The sequence below is a fragment of the Campylobacteraceae bacterium genome (assembly GCA_013215945.1).
Lineage (GTDB): Bacteria > Campylobacterota > Campylobacteria > Campylobacterales > Arcobacteraceae > NORP36.
Genome location: JABSOM010000024.1, coordinates 1 through 4,648 on the forward strand (window position 1 = coordinate 1; position 4,648 = coordinate 4,648).

A 4,648-nucleotide genomic window follows, 5' to 3' on the forward strand; every position below is an offset into this window, starting at 1 on the left:
GTTCGATGTGAATAAAAGATAAAATTTCTTTTTAAAATAGTAAATACTTTATTAGATTTTAAGGTGGCAACTCTCTATATTAATAATTTATTCTTTTTTATAAAATATAACCATGCTAAACTAAATGCACCTGTTACAAACAATGCCGCATAAATTGCAGGCATTGGATTGTTTGTTTCGCTAATAGAACCTGCATAAACAATGATACTAAGATAAGGAATTGTTCCTAAAGCCCAAAATAGCAAAAATCTTTTAAAAGGCATTTTACAAGTACCTGCTAAACAAGCTGAAATTTCTGGCAACATTGGTACTGCTCTTGATAATATTAATACTATTGTTCCATGTTTTAAAAAAAGTTCTTTCATCTCTTTTTTCTGTTCTTCATTAGAACTAAGTTTATTAAGAACTTTTTCACCATATTTTTTTGAGAGAAAATATCCTATCATAGAAGCGCACAAAAGACCAAAAAAAACATAAATAATAGCCAGTTTAAATCCTAAAAAATACCCAGCCAATAAAATAACAGTCATTGTTGGAATAGCAATAAACAGATCAATAATCAAAAGAAAAATAACTAACAATCCTAAAATATAGGAATCTTGCGTTTTAATAGTTTCAAATATATTTTTAATATCTTCAATTGTAAAAATTCCTGAAAACTTGAAGATCAAAAAACTGCTAAAAAATATACCAGCTAAGATAAAAATGGATTTAATTAATAATTTCATTGTAGTACTTTAATGTTTTTTACTATAGTAGCTATATAACGTTAACAAATAAAACTGTATGCCTTAGGATTGAATCTTAACTTCTTTATTATAAGAATAAAGGGAATGGGGGCAAACAGCATTAAATTATTTTATTAAGAAGTTACCTATCTCCCCTTATTTTCAATAGACCTATATTTCGCACTTTATTTTATTCTCTTCAATATCAACATCTAAGGTTTTAGACATTTTTTCTCCCCATTTATATAACATTTCAAAAATAGGGTAGAGCTCTTTCCCTTCTTTTGTAATAGTATATTCAACTTTTGGAGGGATTTGAGCATACACTTTTCTAGAAATTAGTTTATTTTTTTCTAAATCTTTTAATGTTTGAGTTAACATCTTTTGTGTGATTTTTGGATAAGCTTTTTTTATCTGGCCATAACGTCTTGTTTCATGAAACAAGAACCATAATACAAGGCCTTTCCACTTTCCATTTACAAGATTAAGTGCCAATTCAAATGGACATTTATACTGTTCTTTTACTGGTTTTTTTGCAGCCATTACTATCCTTTTAGTGCCTATATACCTTTGTGTATAGTACTTGACATGAACTTATAAATATGTTAAATTTTCGCATATTTGAGTCAAATAAATTTCTGCAGAAATTAAAATAATAAATCAAAAAGGAAAATATTATGAAAAATAAGATAAAAAAATTATTCTTGATATGTGTTAGTTTTATTCTTGTTGGGTGTTCTATGAATTATTCGGATGTTTCAAAAGAAGATATAAAAAATAAGAACATAAAAATTACTTGGATTAGTGGCCCTAGTATGTTAATAGATTTTAATGGATTTAAGATATTAACAGACCCAATGTTAGGTACTGGTAAAGATGCATTTGTTATGGGAAATCCAAATGAAATGTTTGATTTGAAAAAAGGACCAAATCTTAAAACTTTTACTAGTACTGTAAATGAAATTAATTTAAATACGCAAGAAATAGATTTAGTATTAATAAGCCATGCACATGAAGATCATTTTGATCAAAAAGCTCAAAAAAAACTGCCTTTAGATACAGAAATGTTGATTCCTTTATTTGATAAAAAAACTATTTTAAAAATGGGTTTTACAAATACTATCGTTCTTAAAGCAGATGAGACAAAAATTTATAATTTTGATGATTCAAGTATACGTATTACAGCAGTAGCAGCACATCATTCAAAAAATAAAGATATACATTCCATTTTAGGTGAGGGAAACGGCTACTTCATTGAATTTAAACAAGGAGCTTGGAAAAAAACATTGTATTGGACCGGAGACACATTTTTAACAGATGAAATAAAAAAAAGTATAGCAAAACTTTCTTCTATTGATATTCTAGTTCCTCACGTGGGTAATGTAGGTGTTCATGGTTCATTAGGTCAGTTAAGTATGAAAGCAATTGATGTGCTGGAATATTCTTTATATACAAAAGCAAAAAATATTTTACCTATTCATCACTCTACTTATGATTTGTATTTAGAACCTATTACTAAGTTTGAAAAAATCAGTGAAAAACAAGACTACATATTAAATGTTATAAAAGAAGGTGAAACAATAGTTTATAAATAATTAGCAAAAATTTACACCCCAGAGATGAATCTCCACTTTTTGATTCATCACTGGGAATAATGTGTTAATTGAGACAGGCACCTTTGATTTTCGACTTAAACTTTTGTAAGCTTGAGTTTTTATTAGTGAATTCATTCAAATATATTATTATTACCACAATATACAAATATTTGCCTCTATACTTATGCTAATTTATATGTATATAACTCTTGCTATCATATAATCCCAAATCAAAATAAAAGCAAAAAGAGAGTTATGATTGAATTAATCAATATATCAAAAAGTTATCCAACAAGTGAACTTTATAGTGACCTAAACCTAAGACTAAATGCAGGCGATAAAGTAGGTCTAGTTGGCCGAAATGGTAGTGGTAAATCTACACTGTTTAAACTAATATTAGGTGAAGAACACCAAGATCATGGTGAAATAAAATACCCTAAAAACTATAAAATAGGGACATTGAGACAGTATTTCGATTTTACAGAAAAAACGCTTATTGAAGAAACTGCACTTGCTTTAAGTGAAGATGATAAATACGATATTTATAAAGCTGAAAAGATATTATTTGGTTTGGGATTTTCTATGGAAGATTTAGACAAAAAACCAAATTCATTTTCGGGTGGATTTCAGATTAGAATTAATTTAGCAAAACTGCTTTTAACAGAACCAAGTATGCTTTTATTAGATGAGCCTACAAATTACCTTGATATTTTGTCAATTAGATGGTTAAAAGACTTTTTAAAATCTTTTGTAGGTGAAGTTATTTTAATTACTCACGACAGAGATTTTATGGACAGTGTTTGTACTCATACTCTAGGAATCATTAGAAAAAATGCTTTAATAATTAAAGGTGGTACCAGAAAGTTTTTTGATCAAATTTCTGCAAATGCTGAAAATCACGAAAAACAAAAAATAGCGCAAGATAAAAAGATTAAAGAATTAGAAGAATTTATTGCTAAAAATAAAGCAAGAGCAGCTACTTCTACACTGGCACAGTCTAAAGTTAAAATCTTAGAAAAAATGGAAAGATTAGAAGATATTAATTATGAAGCAAATTTAAGTTTCAATTTTAATTATAAAGAAACAACTGCTAAATTTTTACTAGAAGTTAAAGATTTGTCTTTTGGATATACGCAAGACAATATATTATTTAAAAATATAACTTTTGCTCTTTCAAAAGGTGAAACGATTGGAATTATTGGGAAAAATGGTAAAGGTAAATCTACACTATTAAATGCAATTGCAGGTGAATTAGAAGCCCTAAGTGGGAGCACTACTTATCATCCTTCATGTAATTTTGGACATTTCGGACAAACAAATATTTCACACCTTAATGCAAAAAATACCATTATGGAAGAAATTTATTCTGTAAATCATAAACTTCCAGAGTCACTTATCAGAAGTATTTGTGGAATTATGATGTTTGGTGGAGATAATGCTAAGAAAAAAATTGCACTTCTTTCTGGTGGTGAGAAATCAAGAGTAATGTTAGCAAAAATAATTGCAAAAGATGTAAACCTTTTATTCTTAGATGAGCCTACAAATCACTTAGATATTGATTCAATAGATTCTTTAACCAAAGCTATAAAAGCCTTTAAAGGTTCTTGTATAATTGTAACTCATAGTGAACAGTTATTAAGAGCTGTTTGTGATAAATTGATTGTTTTTACAAATGAGGGTGCAGAGTATTTTAATGGAGACTATGATGAGTTTTTAACAAAAGTTGGTTGGGAAGAAGAAGAAGGAATACAAAAGAAAAAAGTTGTAAAACCAAAAAGAAACAAAAAAGAGATTAAAAAACTACGAGCTCTTCTTGTAACTGAAAAAAGTAAACTTGCATTTCCAATTAAACAAGAAATAAGCCAAATAGAAGCTTTGAGTACAGCAGACAAAGCTAAAAAACAAAGCAGATTAAAAGACTTAGAAAAAGACTTAGAAAGATTAACTATAGAGTTTGAAAAAAAACTAAATGATGTTTAATTAGAAAATTATGCCTTTAGGGTGACGCTCCACTTTAAATTATAATTTAAGGGAGACAGTCACCTTTAGTTTCTGTCAGATACTAATGAATCAATTTGATTCTAATGGAAATTTTTGTATTTTGATTAGAACGTAGATAAAGGGAAGTTATTTAGAACAGTGCCCTTCACCTATCTTTCCTCCCATTTCTTTAGCATACTGTAAACCCCATTTCTCCATTGCCCCAAATACTTCTAAAAGTTTTACTCCATGAGTAGTTAAAGCAAATTCAACTCTAGGTGGAACTTCTGGATATACAATTCTTTTTATCAAAGATACTTCTTCAAGCGCATTTAGTTTACGACA

Annotated in this window: 5 protein-coding genes; 2 read left to right on the top strand and 3 right to left on the bottom strand. The window is 28.2% G+C overall.

The window, feature by feature from the left end; genetic code table 11:
* Positions 1–74 precede the first annotated feature (74 nt).
* Both HRT41_15985 and HRT41_15990 read right to left on the bottom strand, forming a co-directional pair.
* On the bottom strand, positions 75–728 hold the full coding sequence (locus HRT41_15985) for a VTT domain-containing protein (GenBank protein NQY25520.1): 654 nt from the start codon (positions 726–728) through the stop codon (positions 75–77).
* 171 nt (positions 729–899) lie between these two features.
* On the bottom strand, positions 900–1,271 hold the full coding sequence (locus tag HRT41_15990) for a helix-turn-helix transcriptional regulator (protein ID NQY25521.1): 372 nt from the start codon (positions 1,269–1,271) through the stop codon (positions 900–902).
* Between the two features lie 134 nt (positions 1,272–1,405).
* Here HRT41_15990 and HRT41_15995 point away from each other — a divergent pair, with 134 nt between their 5' ends.
* The gene (locus HRT41_15995; protein NQY25522.1) at positions 1,406–2,323 is read left to right on the top strand and encodes an MBL fold metallo-hydrolase; all 918 of its coding nucleotides are present in this window, start codon (positions 1,406–1,408) and stop codon (positions 2,321–2,323) included.
* Between the two features lie 255 nt (positions 2,324–2,578).
* Entirely contained in the window at positions 2,579–4,303 is a 1,725-nt protein-coding gene (locus HRT41_16000; protein ID NQY25523.1) for an ABC-F family ATP-binding cassette domain-containing protein, read from the top strand.
* A 147-nt stretch (positions 4,304–4,450) separates the two neighbouring features.
* Here the strand turns inward: HRT41_16000 and HRT41_16005 are convergent.
* Positions 4,451–4,648 (bottom strand): winged helix-turn-helix transcriptional regulator (locus tag HRT41_16005; protein ID NQY25524.1); only part of this gene is annotated, 198 nt, incomplete at its 5' end.

What these genes read in the sequence shown, in the direction of transcription:
- HRT41_15995 (NQY25522.1), top strand. Translation starts at nt 1,406, where the DNA reads ATGAAAAATAAGATAAAAAAATTATTCTTGATATGTGTTAGTTTTATT.
- HRT41_16000 (NQY25523.1), top strand. Translation starts at nt 2,579, where the DNA reads ATGATTGAATTAATCAATATATCAAAAAGTTATCCAACAAGTGAACTT.
- HRT41_15985 (NQY25520.1), bottom strand. Translation starts at nt 728, where the DNA reads ATGAAATTATTAATTAAATCCATTTTTATCTTAGCTGGTATATTTTTT.
- HRT41_15990 (NQY25521.1), bottom strand. Translation starts at nt 1,271, where the DNA reads ATGGCTGCAAAAAAACCAGTAAAAGAACAGTATAAATGTCCATTTGAA.